The following is a 12,637-nucleotide window of genomic DNA, read 5'->3' as shown; positions in this document are numbered from 1 at the left end:
TTCGAAGGGTATCGAGAAAGAAACTATGATAACCGAATGCGGTTCTATTTTCGCTGTCCCGAAAGGGAAATTAGCTGGCCCCTTGCTTTCACCGCTGCCCGCTGATTGGGCCTGAATGCGGGGCCTCTTGCCCATGAAAAGCTGCCTATGCTACACTCAAGAGCTTACCGGATAAAAGCGGTGGGTCACAGTATGCGCTGTTGATTCATCGCGGGTAAGTCATCGGGCGGCAAGTCATCGAACCCCAAGCTGCCCGATATTTCGTGCAAGACCCGCTCTTTTACGTCACTCGTTTCAGGCGGATTTTGTACATGTCACCTGAACACCGACGTAAACGTACGCAAGTACAAAGGATGCGTAAAGGTCATGCCTACCATTGCTCAACTGCTGCGCAAACCGCGCCAAGTCAGTCGCGAGAACAGCAAGAGCCCGGCGCTGGAAAACTGCCCCCAGCGCCGCGGCGTTTGCACCCGTGTGTACACCACCACCCCGAAAAAGCCGAACTCCGCACTGCGTAAGGTCGCCAAGGTGCGCCTGACCAACGGTTTCGAGATCATCTCGTATATCGGCGGCGAAGGCCACAACCTCCAGGAACACTCAGTGGTTCTGGTGCGTGGCGGCCGTGTGAAGGACTTGCCGGGTGTGCGCTATCACATCGTTCGCGGTTCCCTCGACCTGCAAGGCGTCAAGGACCGCAAGCAATCCCGTTCGAAATACGGTGCCAAGCGTCCGAAGAAGTAATCGACCGCTTTGTCGCAGTACCCCCTCGATCGCTCGTCGATCGGAAACGTGCAGCCAAAGTCGTCCGGCTTTGGCAGGTAAGTGGCTCTCCTGATCGGAGGCCGAGGTCGCCCAGGCGGCCCAACTGAATCGTCACAAGGAATTCAAAATGCCTCGTCGTCGCGAAGTACCGAAACGCGAAATTCTCCCTGATCCCAAGTTCGGCAGTGTCGAGCTGGCCAAATTCATGAACGTCGTCATGCTGTCCGGCAAGAAAGCCGTGGCGGAACGCATCGTGTACGGCGCTTTGGGCCAGATCCAGGCCAAAACGGGCAAGGAGCCCATCGAAGTCTTCAACGCCGCCATCAACAACATCAAGCCCGTGGTCGAGGTCAAGTCCCGCCGCGTGGGTGGTGCCAACTATCAGGTGCCGGTCGAAGTGCGCCCCGTGCGCCGCCTGGCCCTGGCCATGCGCTGGTTGCGTGAAGCCGCCAAGAAACGTGGCGAAAAATCGATGGACCTGCGCCTGGCAGGCGAGCTCATGGACGCAGCCGAAGGCCGCGGCGGCGCCATGAAAAAGCGTGAAGACACCCACAAGATGGCGGAAGCCAACAAGGCATTCAGCCACTTCCGCTGGTAATCCGGCCGGCTATTCATTAGGACTCACAAAATGTCCCGCAAAACCCCTATCCAGCGCTATCGCAACATTGGTATTTCCGCGCACATCGATGCCGGCAAGACCACCACGACCGAGCGCATCCTGTTCTACACCGGTGTCAGCCACAAGATCGGCGAGGTCCATGAGGGCGCGGCCACCATGGACTGGATGGAACAGGAACAGGAACGCGGCATCACCATCACGTCGGCTGCCACGACGGCATTCTGGCGCGGGATGGAACACCAGTACGACGAGCACCGCATCAACATCATCGACACCCCGGGACACGTGGACTTCACCATCGAAGTCGAACGTTCCATGCGCGTGCTCGATGGCGCCTGCATGGTGTATTGCGCTGTGGGTGGCGTGCAGCCGCAGTCGGAAACCGTATGGCGCCAGGCCAACAAGTACGGCGTACCCCGCCTGGCCTTCGTCAACAAGATGGACCGCACCGGCGCGAACTTCTTCAAGGTCTATGACCAGATGAAGCTGCGCCTGAAGGCCAATCCCGTGCCCATCGTCATCCCGATCGGCGCGGAAGACACCTTCAAGGGCGTCGTGGACCTGACCAAGATGAAGGCCATCATCTGGGACGAGGCTTCCCAGGGCATGAAGTTCGAATACCACGAAATCCCGGCCGAACTGCAAGCCGATGCCGATAAGTGGCACGAAAATCTGATGGAAGCCGCCGCCGAGGCCAACGAGGAACTGATGAACAAGTACCTCGAGACTGGCTCGCTGACCGAACAGGAAATCGACAAGGGCATCCGCCTGCGCACGATCGCCTGCGAGATCCAGCCGATGCTGTGCGGCACCGCCTTCAAGAACAAGGGCGTGCAACGCATGCTGGACGCGGTCATCGACTACCTGCCGTCGCCGGTGGACATTCCCCCGGTGCATGGCACGGATGACGAAGGCAACGAGATCATCCGCAAGGCCGATGACAGCGAGAAGCTGTCGGCGCTGGCGTTCAAGCTGATGACCGATCCGTTCGTCGGCCAACTGACCTTCATCCGCGTGTATTCCGGCGTGCTGAAGTCCGGCGAGACCGTCTACAACCCGATCAAGGGCAAGAAGGAACGCATCGGCCGTATTCTGCAGATGCACGCCAACAACCGCTCCGAAATCAAGGAAGTGGTTGCGGGCGACATCGCCGCCGTCGTGGGCCTGAAGGAAGTCACCACAGGTGAAACCCTGTGCGATGTGGGCGATCACATTCTGCTGGAAAAGATGGAATTCCCCGAGCCCGTGATTTCGCAGGCCGTGGAGCCCAAGTCCAAGGCTGACCAGGAAAAGATGGGCATCGCCCTGTCGCGCCTGGCCGCTGAAGACCCGTCGTTCCGCGTGCGCAGCGACGAAGAATCCGGCCAGACCATCATCGCCGGGATGGGCGAACTGCACCTGGAAGTGCTGGTGGATCGCATGAAGCGCGAATTCGGCGTCGAAGCCAACGTCGGCAAGCCCCAAGTGGCCTACCGCGAGACCATCCGCAAGGTTTGCGAGGAAGTCGAAGGCAAGTTCGTCAAGCAGTCCGGCGGTCGCGGCCAGTATGGTCACGTCGTGCTCAAGCTCGAACCGTTGCAACCGGGCGGCGGCTACGAATTCGTCGATGCCATCAAGGGCGGCGTGGTGCCGCGCGAGTTCATCCCCGCGGTGAACAAAGGTATCGAGGAAACCCTGCCGGCCGGTGTGGTCGCGGGCTATCCAGTCGTGGACGTCAAGGTCACGCTGTTCTTCGGTTCGTACCACGATGTGGACTCGAATGAAAACGCGTTCCGCATGGCTGCTTCCATGGCGTTCAAGGACGGCATGCGCAAGGCCAGCCCGGTGCTGCTCGAACCCATGATGCACGTGGAAGTCGAAACACCGGAAGACTACGCCGGAACGGTGATGGGCGATCTGTCGTCCCGCCGTGGCATGGTGCAGGGTATGGACGACCTCCCGGGCGGTGGCAAGGTCATCAAGGCTGAGGTTCCTCTGGCCGAGATGTTCGGGTATGCGACCAGCCTGCGTTCGCAGACCCAGGGTCGCGCCACCTACACGATGGAATTCAAGCAGTACGCCGAGGCCCCGCGCAACGTGGCCGAAGAAGTCATCGCCGCACGCGGCAAGTAATCAGTACGGTCCGGCCGGAAGGCCGGACCACTCCCTCTTTATTTCCTAGGAAATTACAGGAATCATCATGGCAAAAGGCAAGTTTGAACGGACCAAACCGCACGTGAACGTGGGGACGATCGGGCACGTTGACCACGGCAAGACGACGCTGACGGCGGCGATCACGACGGTGCTGGCCAAGGCATCGGGCGGCGAAGCGAAGGGCTACGACCAGATCGACAACGCGCCCGAGGAAAAGGCGCGCGGCATCACGATCAACACCTCGCACGTGGAATACGAGACGGCCAACCGTCACTATGCGCACGTTGACTGCCCGGGCCACGCCGACTATGTGAAGAACATGATCACGGGCGCGGCGCAGATGGACGGCGCGATCCTGGTGGTGTCGGCCGCTGACGGCCCGATGCCCCAGACGCGCGAACACATCCTGCTGGCGCGCCAGGTGGGTGTGCCTTACATCATCGTGTTCCTGAACAAGTGCGACATGGTCGACGACGAGGAACTGCTCGAGCTGGTCGAGATGGAAGTGCGTGAACTGCTGTCGAAGTACGACTTCCCGGGCGACGACACGCCGATCATCAAGGGCTCGGCCAAGCTGGCGCTCGAAGGCGACGAAGGTCCGCTGGGTGCGCAGGCGATCATGCAGCTGGCGCAGGCGCTGGACACGTACATCCCGACGCCCGAGCGCGCCGTGGACGGCACGTTCCTGATGCCCGTCGAGGACGTGTTCTCGATCTCGGGTCGCGGCACGGTGGTGACGGGTCGTATCGAGCGCGGCGTGGTGAAGGTCGGCGAGGAAATCGAAATCGTCGGGATCCACGACACGGTCAAGACGACGTGCACGGGCGTGGAGATGTTCCGCAAGCTGCTCGACCAAGGTCAGGCGGGCGATAACGTGGGCATTTTGCTGCGCGGCACCAAGCGCGAGGAAGTCGAGCGCGGCCAGGTGCTGGCCAAGCCCGGCTCGATCCATCCGCACACGAACTTCACGGCCGAGGTCTACATTCTGTCCAAGGAAGAGGGCGGTCGTCACACGCCGTTCTTCAAGGGCTATCGTCCGCAGTTCTACTTCCGCACGACCGACGTGACGGGCACCATCGAGCTGCCGGCCGACAAGGAAATGGTGCTGCCGGGTGACAACGTCTCGATGACGGTGAACCTGATTGCTCCGATCGCCATGGAAGAAGGTCTGCGCTTCGCCATCCGCGAAGGCGGCCGTACCGTGGGCGCCGGCGTCGTCGCCAAAATCATCAAGTAATTGCTGATGCGCGGGGGCGCGAGCCCCCGCCGAGATTCGTTCTTTAGGGATACCCATGAAAAGCCAGAAAATCCGCATCCGCCTCAAGGCGTTCGACTACAAGCTGATCGATCAGTCCGCTGCCGAGATCGTCGATACGGCAAAGCGCACGGGCGCCGTGGTTCGTGGCCCGGTGCCGCTGCCTACCCGTATCCGTCGCTATGACGTGCTGCGTTCGCCGCACGTCAACAAGACCTCTCGCGATCAGTTCGAAATGCGCACTCATCAGCGCCTGATGGACATCGTCGATCCCACCGACAAGACCGTGGACGCTCTGATGCGTCTGGATCTGCCGGCTGGCGTGGACGTCGAGATCGCATTGCAGTAATCCGGCTGGCACCCCTGACGGGGTGTCTTGCCTGAAAGCCGTCCTGTCCTTCTAGGCAGGGCGGCTTTTTCATGCTAGAATGCAAAGCTTCGCCATTTGTATCTTCAGATGGCGAATGGCCGTCTATGCAGTTGTGTGGCGGCCAACCCGCGTGATACGCGGTACCCGAGCCCCGGCCAATCGCAGTCGGGAATGAAAACTGAGGGTTTCAATACCCCGGAGAAAACAATGTCGAATTCGACACCTACGCCCGCGGCCTGGCGCCTCGGGCTCGTGGGACGCAAGGTCGGCATGACCCGCATCTTTACCGAGGAAGGTGAATCCATCCCGGTCACGGTGCTGGACGTGTCCAACAACCGCGTCGCCCAGGTCAAGACGCCTGAAATCGACGGCTATGCGGCAGTGCAGCTTGCCTATGGCGAGCGTCGCGCTTCGCGTGTGACCAAGGCTCAGGCCGGTCATTTCGCCAAAGCCGGCGTCGAAGCCGGCTCCGCCCTGAAGGAATTCCGTCTGGATCCCGTACGCGCAGCCGAATTTACGGCCGGCGCCGTCGTGGCCGTGGAATCCGTATTCGAGGTCGGCCAGCAGGTCGACGTCACGGGCAGCACCATCGGCAAGGGCTTTGCGGGCACGATCAAGCGCCACCACTTCGGTTCGCAGCGCGCCTCGCACGGCAACTCGCGGTCCCACCGTGTTCCCGGCTCCATCGGCCAGGCACAGGATCCGGGCCGTATCTTCCCCGGCAAGCGCATGTCCGGCCATCTGGGTGACGTCACCCGTACCGTCCAGAACCTGGACGTGGTGCGCGTGGACGCCGAACGTGGTCTGCTGCTGGTCAAGGGCGCCGTCCCCGGCCACAAGAACGCCGACATCGTCGTGCTTCCCGCCATCAAGGCGACGCCCAAGAAAGGAGCCTAATCATGGAACTCAAGCTCCTGAATGATCAGGGTCAGTCCACGGCCACCGTTGCCGCCACCGACGATATCTTCGGTCGCGAATTCAACGAAGCGCTGGTGCACCAGATCGTTGTCGCCTACCAGGCCAACGCTCGCATGGGCAACCGCGCACAAAAGAATCGCGAATCCGTCAAGCACTCCACCAAGAAGCCGTGGCGCCAGAAGGGCACCGGCCGTGCCCGTTCCGGGATGACTTCCTCGCCGATCTGGCGTGGGGGTGGTCGTGCGTTCCCGAACTCGCCCGACGAGAACTTCAGCCACAAGGTCAACAAGAAGATGTATCGCGCCGGTCTGCGCGCCATCTTCTCGCAGCTGGTCCGCGAAGACCGTCTGGCCGTGGTGGAAAGCTTCTCCCTCGAGGCCCCGAAGACCAAGCTGGCCCAGGCCAAGCTGAAGGATCTGGGGATTGCCGAGTCCGTCCTGATCATCACCGATGCCCTGGACGAGAACGTCTATCTCGCAACGCGCAATCTGCCGAATGTGGCGGTCATTGAAACGCGTTACGCCGATCCGCTGTCGCTGGTCCACTACAAGAAAGTGCTGATCACCAAGTCGGCGGTCGCCCAACTCGAGGAGTTGCTGGGATGAATGCCGAACGTCTGATGCAAATCATTCTGGCGCCCGTGGTCACCGAAAAGGCCACGATGATCGCCGAAAAGAACAACCAGGTCGCTTTCCGTGTCGTCGCCGACGCCACCAAGCCCGAGATCAAGGCCGCCGTCGAGCTGCTGTTCAAGGTCGAGGTCGAGTCCGTCCAGGTGACGAACCGCAAGGGCAAGCAAAAGCGCTTCGGCCGTTTCATGGGCCGTCGCAATAACGAGCGCAAGGCCTTTGTCTCGCTGAAGGCTGGGCAGGAAATCGACTTTACGGAGGTGAACTAAGATGCCGCTGGTTAAAGTCAAACCCACGTCCGCCGGCCGTCGGGGCATGATCAAAGTCGTGCACCCCGAACTGCACAAAGGTCCTGGCTACGCGCCCCTGCTCGAGCAGCAGTCGCGCGGCTCGGGCCGTAACAACAACGGCCATATCACCGTCCGCCACCGTGGCGGCGGTCACAAGCAGCACTACCGCGTCGTCGATTTCCGTCGCAACAAGGACGGCATCGTCGCCAAGGTCGAGCGTCTGGAATATGACCCGAACCGCACGGCGCACATCGCCCTGCTGTGCTATGCCGATGGCGAGCGTCGCTACATCATCGCGCCGCGCGGCCTGGAAGTCGGTGCCACCGTCGTCTCCGGTTCCGATGCCCCGATCCGCTCCGGCAACACGCTGCCGATCCGTGCGATCCCCGTCGGTGCCACGATCCACTGCATCGAGATGCAGCCGGGCAAGGGTGCCCAGCTGGCCCGCTCGGCCGGCGCTTCCGCCGTGCTGCTGGCCCGCGAAGGTGTCTACGCGCAGGTTCGTCTGCGCTCCGGCGAAGTCCGCCGCGTGCACATCGACTGCCGCGCCACCATCGGTGAAGTCGGCAACGGTGACCACAGCCTGCGCCAGATCGGCAAGGCCGGTGCCGTGCGCTGGCGCGGTATCCGCCCGACGGTTCGTGGCGTTGCCATGAACCCGGTGGATCACCCGCACGGTGGTGGTGAAGGCCGCACCGGCGAAGGCCGCGTACCCGTCAGCCCGTGGGGGACTCCCACCAAGGGCTATCGGACCCGTCGTAACAAGCGCACGGACAATATGATTGTCTCGCGCCGCAAGCGCAAATAAGGGGCGAGCACTATGTCACGTTCTGTCAAGAAAGGCCCGTTCGTCGACGCGCATCTGATCAAGAAGGTCGATGCCGCCGTCGGGGGCAAAGAAAAGAAGCCGATCAAGACCTGGTCGCGTCGTTCCACCATCCTGCCCGAATTCATCGGGTTGACGATTGCCGTGCACAACGGCCGCCAGCACGTTCCCGTGTACATCAACGAGAACATGGTCGGCCACAAGCTCGGTGAATTTGCGCTGACGCGTACCTTCAAGGGTCACGCGGCGGACAAAAAGGCCAAGAGGTAAGCCATGGAAACCACCGCAGTCATTCGCGGCGTCCATATTTCTGCGCAGAAGACCCGCCTGGTGGCGGATCTGATCCGCGGGAAGTCCGTGGCGCACGCACTCAACACCCTGACGTTCAGCCCCAAAAAGGCTGCCGGCATCCTGAAAAAGGCGCTCGAATCGGCCATCGCCAATGCCGAGCACAACGACGGGGCCGATATCGACGAACTGAAGGTCACCACGATCTATGTCGACAAGGCACAGTCGATGAAGCGTTTCTCGGCTCGCGCCAAGGGCCGCGGCAACCGCATCGAAAAGCAGACCTGCCACATCGTGGTCAAGGTCGGGGCCTAAGGAGTCGCAATGGGACAGAAAATTCACCCAATCGGGTTCCGCCTGGCGGTCAACCACAACTGGACTTCCCGCTGGTACGCCAACGACAAGATCTACGGCAGCATGCTGGCCGAAGACATCCGTGTGCGCGAATACCTGAAGAAGAAACTGAAATCGGCTTCCGTCGGTCGCGTCATCATCGAGCGTCCCGCCAAGAACGCCCGCATCACCGTCTACTCGGCCCGTCCGGGTGTGGTGATCGGTCGCCGCGGCGAAGACATCGAAACGCTGAAGGCTGATCTGCAGCGCCTGATGGGCGTGCCCGTGCACGTCAACATCGAGGAAATCCGCAAGCCGGAAACCGACGCTCAGCTGATCGCCGACTCGATCGCCCAGCAGCTCGAAAAGCGCATCATGTTCCGCCGCGCCATGAAGCGCGCAATGCAGAACGCCATGCGCCTGGGTGCCCAGGGCATCAAGATCATGTCCTCCGGCCGCCTGAACGGCATCGAAATCGCCCGTACCGAATGGTATCGCGAAGGCCGTGTGCCTCTGCACACGCTGCGCGCCAACATCGACTACGGCTTTTCCGAAGCCCAGACGACCTACGGGATCATCGGGATCAAGGTCTGGGTCTACAAGGGCGACATGTTGCCCAACGGCGAAATGCCCCCGGAAACCGCCGCCCCACGTGACGAAGAGCGTCGTCCTCGTCGCGCCCCGCGTGGCGATCGCCCGGGCCGCCCGGGTGACCGTGGCCGTGGCCGTGGCCCGCGTCGTGACGCCGCTTCGGCAGCGCCGGCGCCTGAAGGAGAATAACCATGCTGTCACCCTCTCGCAGGAAATACCGCAAAGAGCAGAAAGGCCGCAATACCGGCCTGGCGACGCGCGGCGCCAATGTGTCCTTTGGTGAGTTCGGCCTCAAAGCCACCGATCGCGGCCGCCTGACGGCCCGTCAGATCGAGGCCGCCCGCCGTGCCATCAACCGTCACATCAAGCGCGGTGGCCGTATCTGGATCCGGATTTTCCCGGACAAGCCCATTTCCCAGAAGCCCGCCGAGGTCCGGATGGGTAACGGGAAGGGCAACCCGGAATTCTGGGTCGCCGAAATTCAACCTGGCAAGGTGCTGTACGAAATGGAAGGCGTGTCCGAAGAAGTCGCACGCGAAGCATTCCGTCTGGCCGCCGCCAAGCTGCCCCTGCGCACGACCTTCGTGTCGCGCCGCGTGGGCGCCTAGGAGTCGATATGAAAGCCAGTGAACTGCGCGAAAAAGACGCCGCCGGGCTCCAGACCGAGCTCGAGAGCCTGCTGAAGGCACATTTCAACCTGCGTATGCAGCGTGCCACCCAGCAGCTTTCCAACACCAGCCAGTTGGGCAAGGTGCGCCGCGACATCGCGCGCATCCGCACCATCATGACTGAGAACGCAGGAAAGTAACATGACCACCGAAACCCAGAAAGACACCACCAAGCGTCAGCGGACGCTGGTCGGCAAGGTCGTCAGCAACAAGATGGACAAGACCGTCGTGGTCAGCGTCCAGACCCGCGTGAAGCACCCCGTGCTGGGGAAATTCGTCAACCGCACCGCGAAGTACAAGGCGCATGACGAAGCCAACCAGTACAACCAGGGCGACACCGTCGAGATCGCCGAAGGCCGTCCCATCTCCAAGGACAAGTCCTGGACCGTGGTTCGCCTGATCGAGGCCGTGCGCGTCATCTGATGATGCGGGTGGCATCCCAGTCGGATGCCACATAGTCTTGGCCACGGTTCGCGCCGTGGTTCTCAAACCCCGCCATCCGGCGGGGTTTGTCGTTTTGGCGCTTTATCGCGGACGTCGAAATACGGCGGATTGTACTGGCGTCGGATCAACAAACATTCTCCGGGAGACAACCATGAAAGAGACATCGGGGGTAGCGGCCCGCTGCCTCCGTGCTGCGTCGTGCCGCCGGCCTGCACATCAGTGGGCGCGGAGATGGGTTAGGATGAAGCCCAACCTCATTTGCGAGATCCCGATCCATGGAAATCACCTGTTTTGATGATCTGCTCCAGGCGGCGCGCCAGCAGCCGGAACCGCAGCGTCTGCTGTTCGTTTTCGCGTCCAGCGGTGTGCCGGACGATGCGACAGCGGCGCAGAAGGATAGCCACGCACGCGGCGAGGGTGGTGAACTAGCGCCGATCCTGTGTGTGGACAAGACGCCTGCCGAACTCATCGATTTCGCGACGCTGGTCCAGGAATCGCAACGGACCGGGCAGGACTGGCAGGTCGTGTTCGTCGCGGCCATGGCCGATCAGTCCGCCTATCTGCCTGACAACAAGGACGTCGATCTGGCCTTTCAGCGCATGACCCAGATGATCAAATACGGCACGATCGGGTCCCTGCTGGCCTTCGATCGCGACGGCGATCCGTTGATATTCGGGGCTGCGTGACGCCATGAAATTCAGATTACATGCGGTCCTGCTTGCGCTGAGCCTGCTGACGGCGTGCGCCGCCGTTCCCCCCAAAAACACCGCGGTTGCGCCGGCGCCCGCAGCGGCCCCGGCCACCACGGCCGTGAACCGGGCCGCCGCGGCAGCCTACGACTTCGACATGGATATCTTCCATCCGGTCGTTGCGCGGCGCGGCATGGTCGCATCCGAACAGGCGCTGGCCAGCCAGGCAGGGCTTCAGGTCCTCCAGGCTGGGGGCAATGCGGTGGATGCGGCGGTGGCGATGGGTTTTGCGCTGGCGGTTGCACTGCCCAATGCGGGCAACCTGGGCGGCGGCGGTTTCATGATGGTCCACGAAGCCCGTACCGGCCAGGACTTCGCCCTGGATTTCCGCGAGATGGCACCGGCCGGTGCCAGCCGCGACATGTATCTGGATGCCAAAGGCAAAGTGGTGGAAGGCCGATCGCTCTACACGCCATTGGCGGTGGGCGTCCCGGGGACGGTCGCGGGTCTGACTCACGCGCTGAAACGCTGGGGCAGCCTGCCGCTGTCTCGCGTCATGGCGCCGGCCATCGCCCTGGCCGAACGCGGCTATCCGGTCAGCCAGACGCTGGCGGAAACCCTGGTGCATACGAAAAAATCCATGGGCCAGTGGCCGGCGACGCGGGCCATCTTCTGGCGTGATGGCAAGCCGCTACCCGAGGGCGCCCCGCTGGTGCAGCGTGACCTCGCCCGCTCCATGCGTCTGATCGCCCGACAGGGGGCGGATGCTTTCTACCGGGGGTCGATCGGCGACAGGATCGTGGCCGAGATGAGCAAGCACGGCGGCCTCATCACGGCCGATGACCTGCGCAATTACCGTGTCGTCGAACGCGCACCCATCGTCGGGACGTATCGTGGCTACCGGGTCGTGACCATGCCCCCACCCAGCTCGGGCGGTATCCATCTGGTGCAGATCCTGAACATGATGGAAGGCTGGCCCATGGCCGACTGGGGGGCTGGCAGCGCGCAGACGATTCATCACATGGCCGAGGCCATGAAGCTGGCCTATGCGGACCGCTCGGAGTATCTCGGCGATGCCGATTTCGTGAAGGTACCCGTGGCCGGGCTGACCTCCAAGACATATGCGCGCCATCTGGCGGCGACCATCGATCCCACCCATGCGCGGCCGTCGTCACAGATCCACCCGGGCAAGCCGCAACCTTACGAAAGCGACCAGACCACGCATTTTTCCGTGGTGGACGCCGCCGGTAACGCCGTGGCCGTGACCTACACGCTGAACACCAATTTCGGGTCCGGCATTGTGGCCGATGGCACCGGGATCCTGCTGAACAACGAGATGGACGATTTCTCGGCCAAACCTGGGGTGGCCAACGTCTACGGACTGATCGGCGGCGAGGCCAACGCCATCCAGCCGGGCAAACGGCCACTGTCCTCGATGACCCCGACCCTGGTGCTGAAGGACGGGCGCCCCTGGCTGGTGACGGGCAGTCCGGGCGGCGCGCGCATCATCACCACGGTGCTGGAAACCGTGACCGATGCGATCGACTTTGGTATGAATCCCGCCGAGGCCGCCGCGACACCGCGTTTTCACCACCAGTGGTGGCCAGACGAGCTGCGGGTGGAAAAGGGCTTCAGTCCGGATACGCTGAGACTGCTGCGCAGCTACGGTCATCACATTGCGCTCAAGCCCACGATGGGTCGTACCCAGACCATCCAGGTGCGTGATGGTGTGCTGTATGGCGCATCGGATCCGCGCAACCCCGACGGGCGCACGCTGGGGTATTGATCACCCTGGCCGGGCTTTCGCCGGACACAACGGCCT

General features: G+C 62.3%; 17 protein-coding genes. All 17 read left to right on the top strand.

Annotated elements, in window-relative coordinates:
- The first annotated feature begins 366 nt into the window (after nucleotides 1-366).
- The 17 genes from rpsL (at nucleotide 367) to ggt (ending at nucleotide 12,601) form a co-directional block, all read left to right on the top strand.
- Nucleotides 367-741 carry a 30S ribosomal protein S12 gene (rpsL, locus tag ABCV34_RS11495; RefSeq protein ID WP_345796354.1) on the top strand — a complete coding sequence of 125 codons (375 nt, stop codon included), beginning with the start codon at nucleotides 367-369 and terminating at the stop codon, nucleotides 739-741.
- A gap of 148 nt (nucleotides 742-889) precedes the next feature.
- Complete coding sequence (gene rpsG / locus ABCV34_RS11490; protein WP_345796353.1) at nucleotides 890-1,360, top strand: 30S ribosomal protein S7; 471 nt, start codon at nucleotides 890-892, stop codon at nucleotides 1,358-1,360.
- A 30-nt stretch (nucleotides 1,361-1,390) separates the two neighbouring features.
- Complete coding sequence (fusA, locus tag ABCV34_RS11485) at nucleotides 1,391-3,493, top strand: elongation factor G (protein ID WP_345796352.1); 2,103 nt, start codon at nucleotides 1,391-1,393, stop codon at nucleotides 3,491-3,493.
- A gap of 67 nt (nucleotides 3,494-3,560) precedes the next feature.
- On the top strand, nucleotides 3,561-4,751 hold the full coding sequence (gene tuf, locus ABCV34_RS11480) for an elongation factor Tu (protein WP_345796351.1): 1,191 nt from the start codon (nucleotides 3,561-3,563) through the stop codon (nucleotides 4,749-4,751).
- Nucleotides 4,752-4,806: 55 nt separating this feature from the next.
- On the top strand, nucleotides 4,807-5,118 hold the full coding sequence (gene rpsJ, locus ABCV34_RS11475) for a 30S ribosomal protein S10 (protein WP_043679008.1): 312 nt from the start codon (nucleotides 4,807-4,809) through the stop codon (nucleotides 5,116-5,118).
- A 228-nt stretch (nucleotides 5,119-5,346) separates the two neighbouring features.
- Nucleotides 5,347-6,036, top strand: coding sequence for a 50S ribosomal protein L3 (rplC, locus tag ABCV34_RS11470; protein ID WP_345796350.1), 690 nt, complete (start codon nucleotides 5,347-5,349; stop codon nucleotides 6,034-6,036).
- 2 nt (nucleotides 6,037-6,038) lie between these two features.
- On the top strand, nucleotides 6,039-6,662 hold the full coding sequence (rplD, locus tag ABCV34_RS11465; protein ID WP_345796349.1) for a 50S ribosomal protein L4: 624 nt from the start codon (nucleotides 6,039-6,041) through the stop codon (nucleotides 6,660-6,662).
- Complete coding sequence (gene rplW, locus ABCV34_RS11460) at nucleotides 6,659-6,955, top strand: 50S ribosomal protein L23 (protein ID WP_345796348.1); 297 nt, start codon at nucleotides 6,659-6,661, stop codon at nucleotides 6,953-6,955. Before rplD ends, rplW begins: the two co-directional genes overlap by 4 nt.
- A 1-nt stretch (nucleotide 6,956) precedes the next feature.
- Entirely contained in the window at nucleotides 6,957-7,784 is an 828-nt protein-coding gene (rplB, locus tag ABCV34_RS11455; RefSeq protein ID WP_345796347.1) for a 50S ribosomal protein L2, read from the top strand.
- A 12-nt stretch (nucleotides 7,785-7,796) separates the two neighbouring features.
- Nucleotides 7,797-8,072 (top strand): 30S ribosomal protein S19, encoded by a 276-nt coding sequence (gene rpsS, locus ABCV34_RS11450; RefSeq protein ID WP_298014773.1) that lies wholly within the window; start codon nucleotides 7,797-7,799, stop codon nucleotides 8,070-8,072.
- A gap of 3 nt (nucleotides 8,073-8,075) precedes the next feature.
- The gene (rplV, locus tag ABCV34_RS11445; RefSeq protein WP_345796346.1) at nucleotides 8,076-8,405 is read left to right on the top strand and encodes a 50S ribosomal protein L22; all 330 of its coding nucleotides are present in this window, start codon (nucleotides 8,076-8,078) and stop codon (nucleotides 8,403-8,405) included.
- 9 nt (nucleotides 8,406-8,414) lie between these two features.
- Complete coding sequence (gene rpsC, locus ABCV34_RS11440; protein ID WP_345796345.1) at nucleotides 8,415-9,203, top strand: 30S ribosomal protein S3; 789 nt, start codon at nucleotides 8,415-8,417, stop codon at nucleotides 9,201-9,203.
- Nucleotides 9,204-9,205: 2 nt separating this feature from the next.
- On the top strand, nucleotides 9,206-9,622 hold the full coding sequence (gene rplP, locus ABCV34_RS11435; RefSeq protein ID WP_345796344.1) for a 50S ribosomal protein L16: 417 nt from the start codon (nucleotides 9,206-9,208) through the stop codon (nucleotides 9,620-9,622).
- Nucleotides 9,623-9,630: 8 nt separating this feature from the next.
- Nucleotides 9,631-9,822, top strand: coding sequence for a 50S ribosomal protein L29 (gene rpmC / locus ABCV34_RS11430; RefSeq protein ID WP_066454649.1), 192 nt, complete (start codon nucleotides 9,631-9,633; stop codon nucleotides 9,820-9,822).
- A 1-nt stretch (nucleotide 9,823) separates the two neighbouring features.
- Nucleotides 9,824-10,105 carry a 30S ribosomal protein S17 gene (gene rpsQ / locus ABCV34_RS11425; protein ID WP_345796343.1) on the top strand — a complete coding sequence of 94 codons (282 nt, stop codon included), beginning with the start codon at nucleotides 9,824-9,826 and terminating at the stop codon, nucleotides 10,103-10,105.
- 296 nt (nucleotides 10,106-10,401) lie between these two features.
- Nucleotides 10,402-10,812, top strand: coding sequence for a ribonucleotide reductase subunit alpha (locus tag ABCV34_RS11420; RefSeq protein WP_345796342.1), 411 nt, complete (start codon nucleotides 10,402-10,404; stop codon nucleotides 10,810-10,812).
- 4 nt (nucleotides 10,813-10,816) lie between these two features.
- A complete protein-coding gene (gene ggt / locus ABCV34_RS11415) occupies nucleotides 10,817-12,601 on the top strand; it encodes a gamma-glutamyltransferase (protein WP_345796341.1) in 1,785 nt (594 codons plus the stop codon).
- Nucleotides 12,602-12,637: the final 36 nt, after the last annotated feature.

Origin of the sequence: Castellaniella sp. MT123 (assembly GCF_039614765.1) — a bacterium.
GTDB lineage: Bacteria > Pseudomonadota > Gammaproteobacteria > Burkholderiales > Burkholderiaceae_B > Castellaniella.
Note: the sequence above shows the minus strand (reverse complement) of the source record. Positions and strands in the feature narration are given on the sequence as shown.